This window comes from Xenorhabdus sp. PB30.3, from assembly GCF_963895965.1.
GTDB classification, from domain to species: Bacteria; Pseudomonadota; Gammaproteobacteria; order Enterobacterales; family Enterobacteriaceae; genus Xenorhabdus; species Xenorhabdus stockiae.
Genome location: NZ_CAWQMW010000067.1, coordinates 1 through 3451 on the forward strand (window position 1 = coordinate 1; position 3451 = coordinate 3451).

The 3451-nt window shown below is 42.0% G+C and carries 3 protein-coding genes and 2 tRNA genes; 2 read left to right on the plus strand and 3 right to left on the minus strand.

Going from position 1 to position 3451, the window contains the following annotated elements:
* Window positions 1–240: 240 nt before the first annotated feature.
* Window positions 241–1767 (plus strand): YifB family Mg chelatase-like AAA ATPase, encoded by a 1527-nt coding sequence (locus AACX38_RS05015; RefSeq protein ID WP_228865843.1) that lies wholly within the window; start codon window positions 241–243, stop codon window positions 1765–1767.
* Window positions 1768–1823: 56 nt separating this feature from the next.
* Here AACX38_RS05015 and AACX38_RS05020 read toward each other — a convergent pair whose 3' ends face one another.
* Window positions 1824–2162 carry a DUF413 domain-containing protein gene (locus AACX38_RS05020; RefSeq protein ID WP_099109288.1) on the minus strand — a complete coding sequence of 113 codons (339 nt, stop codon included), beginning with the start codon at window positions 2160–2162 and terminating at the stop codon, window positions 1824–1826.
* Between the two features lie 116 nt (window positions 2163–2278).
* Here AACX38_RS05020 and hdfR point away from each other — a divergent pair, with 116 nt between their 5' ends.
* A complete protein-coding gene (gene hdfR, locus AACX38_RS05025; RefSeq protein ID WP_099119922.1) occupies window positions 2279–3115 on the plus strand; it encodes an HTH-type transcriptional regulator HdfR in 837 nt (278 codons plus the stop codon).
* Window positions 3116–3266: 151 nt separating this feature from the next.
* On the opposite strand, the gene AACX38_RS05030 is transcribed toward hdfR, so the two are convergent.
* Both AACX38_RS05030 and AACX38_RS05035 read right to left on the minus strand, forming a co-directional pair.
* A tRNA-Trp gene (locus AACX38_RS05030) sits at window positions 3267–3342 on the minus strand.
* Between the two features lie 7 nt (window positions 3343–3349).
* A tRNA-Asp gene (locus AACX38_RS05035) sits at window positions 3350–3426 on the minus strand.
* Between the last annotated feature and the right edge of the window lie 25 nt (window positions 3427–3451).

The following is a 3451-nucleotide window of genomic DNA, read 5'->3' on the forward strand; positions in this document are numbered from 1 at the left end:
ATCTAAATAAAAGTAATAATAAGCATAATAACAACCCAGAATAAAACTAACTCCATTCATTCAAAAAAAATGGAAATTAATAATAGAATCAACAAATAACATAAAATAGCTAAAATTAAAAAATGTCAGTTTGATGATAACAATAATTATATTTTCGAGAGGCTTCGCAAAATAACAAAAGGTGACTTTTTATTATTTTTCAACAAGTCATGATGAATTTTTTGGGCTAAGGAAAGCATTATGACTCTTGCGATTATCTACACCCGAGCCACTATCGGTGTCGATTCCCCGCTTGTCACAATAGAAGCGCATATCAGTAACGGCTTACCCGGTTTAACTCTCGTTGGTTTACCCGAAACTACTGTCAAGGAGGCCAGAGATCGTGTAAGAAGTGCCTTGATCAACAGTGGATTTACCTACCCGGCAAAAAGGATCACTGTTAATCTGGCTCCAGCAGATCTTCCCAAAGAAGGGGGAAGATATGATTTACCTATCGCCATTGCAATTCTGGCAGCTTCGGAACAGATCCCGCCAAATGAATTACATCATTATGAATTTTTAGGAGAGCTTGCGCTTTCAGGAGAGATACGCAGGGTTATGGGGGCAATTCCCGCCGCACTTAGCGCCAGAAATTCAGGCAGACAGTTAATTTTATCTACAGAAAATCAGGCTGAACTGGCTATTCTATCTCAAAATGAAACGTTATTAGCCAACCAATTACTGCAAGTTTGCCACTTCCTGCGAGGTGAAAAAAGCATCTTATTTTCCCCTGCTCCGATCACTTTACAAACCGAGCCACCTGTTCTGGATCTACAGGACATTATTGGACAGGAACAAGCGAAACGGGCTCTGGAGATAACAGCCGCAGGAGGTCATAATCTCTTGTTAATTGGCCCTCCCGGTACAGGTAAAACCATGCTGGCCAGCCGACTATGTGATCTACTGCCACCTCTAACGCATCAGGAAGCGTTACACGTTGCTGCAATTAATAGTCTGGCTGGTAAGTCAATTAACCCTCAAAAATGGCATATACGGCCATTTAGAGCGCCTCACCATAGCTCATCAATGGCAGCTCTTGTTGGAGGAGGCTCAATACCTAAACCCGGAGAAATCTCCCTTGCACATAATGGTGTTTTATTTCTGGATGAATTACCGGAATTTAACCGTACTGTTCTTGATGCATTACGTGAGCCATTAGAATCTGGCGAGATTGTGATATCACGAGCCAAAGCAAAAGTTTGTTTCCCTGCCCGGGTTCAATTGATCGCCGCCATGAACCCAAGCCCGACCGGATATCATCAGGGATTACATAATCGCAGCAGTCCACAGCAGGTATTACGCTACCTTGCCAAACTATCAGGTCCATTTTTAGACCGTTTTGACCTTTCTATAGACGTTCCTCTGCTTCCTCCGGGGATCCTGAGCAAGTCATCAACAAAAAATGGGGAAAGTAGCCACGAAGTTAAAAAAAGAGTAGAGAATGCCAGAAATATACAAATAGAACGCAATGGGTATGTAAACGCCCATCTTACCCGTAAGCAAACAGAAAAGGTTTGCAGACTAAAGATGGAAGATGCCATCTTTCTGGAAAATACTTTACTAAAATTGGGGTTATCTGTACGTGCATGGCACCGAATCTTAAAGGTTTCGCGTACTATTGCAGACTTAAAAGAACAAAAGAAAATAGAAAAGCCAGATATTATGGAGGCGCTCAGCTACCGGAGCATGGATAGGTTGCTTATTCAGCTACAAAATCAGGTTGGATAATGTGGAAAAGGGGCATATTTGCCCCTCTTGATGGATCCTTCATCCCAATGATGATATTAATCATCACTATCAGTGAAATCCTCAGCAGGATCTAACTGTGGTTTTCCGCCGGAAAGGGTATGGAAACGTTTTGGACGTCTGATTTTCTCCAAATACTTAAACCATACTTTTTCCGCTATTGTTACAGGTGCGCGTTCACCACGGCAAACTGCTACAAACAGTTTTTCTTCTTCTGTTTGTGGTTCACGTTTACCAAGATCCAATTCATTGAACGCATTGCCATGACGTTCTAGCAATTGGGCCTCTTTGATGGTGAAATCACCGTGACGGGAAAATCCGCGTGGATAATGTTTATTATCAAAAAAACGATTAGTCGTGATGAAGCTTTCAGCCATCTGACACACTCCTAACTCTACTGTCATACTAATTATGGCGCGGAGTATTAGGGAGGCTTGACATTCTGTAAAACAAAATATTTAAATCTTAACGACAAAAACTATTGGAGATGCATGTGGACACCGAATTACTGAAAACCTTTTTGGAAGTCAGTAAGACTCGTCACTTTGGTCGGGCAGCTGAATCACTCTATCTAACACAATCCGCCGTTAGCTTTCGGATCCGACAACTGGAAAATCAACTTGGTGCTAATTTATTCACACGACATCGCAATAATATTCGCCTGACTGCTGCGGGTGAGCGTCTGGTTCCCTATGCAGAATCGTTAATGAATACCTGGCAATTAGCGAAAAAAGAGATCAGCTATGTCTCACAACATACAGAGCTCTCTATCGGCGCTACCGCATCTCTGTGGGAAGCTTATCTAACCCCTTGGTTGAATATGTTTTATTGCGATAATCAGGGAATAAGAATCGAATCACGCGTCTCTACACGGCAGTCTCTTGTTAAACAGCTACACTCTCGTGAGTTAGATCTTTTAATCACAACAGAACCACCAAAAATGGATGAATTCCAGAGTCAGCTGATCGGGAGTATTCAGCTTGTTTTATTAACTACTCAAAATAATATTGAACAAGGTATAGAAAATTATATAAAGCTGGAATGGGGAGCAGATTTTCACCAACAAGAGCAACTGATTCTAAAAAGTGATCACCCTCCTATCATAACCACTACCTCAGCGCATATTGCCAGAGAGCTATTGGAAAGTGTCAATGCTGCGACATTCTTACCAGTTCACTGGCTTGAAGAGTATTCAAAACTTGTTATAGCACCAGATAACGAGCAGATTAAACGGCCACTATATGCCGTGTGGTTACAAAATAGCGACCAACATACACTTATCCAACAATTATTAAAAATACCTGTTGAAAAAGCTCCAGTGACAAATTGATGACATTCAGTCTAGAGTCTTAGATCGTATAAAACTCTAAGCAAAATAGCTGTGGAGGGATTATTAATGCAAAAAAACAAAAAGAAAAAACCCAGCTAAAATTAGCTGGGCTATTAATCTGAAAACTATAAATTATTACTTAGTTATTAACTGGCAGGGGCGGAGAGACTCGAACTCCCAACACCCGGTTTTGGAGACCGGTGCTCTACCAATTGAACTACGCCCCTAAATCGGTGGCGGTGCGGACGGGACTCGAACCCGCGACCCCCGGCGTGACAGGCCGGTATTCTAACCAACTGAACTACCGCACCACCGAATACTGCTTCATGCTGCCTT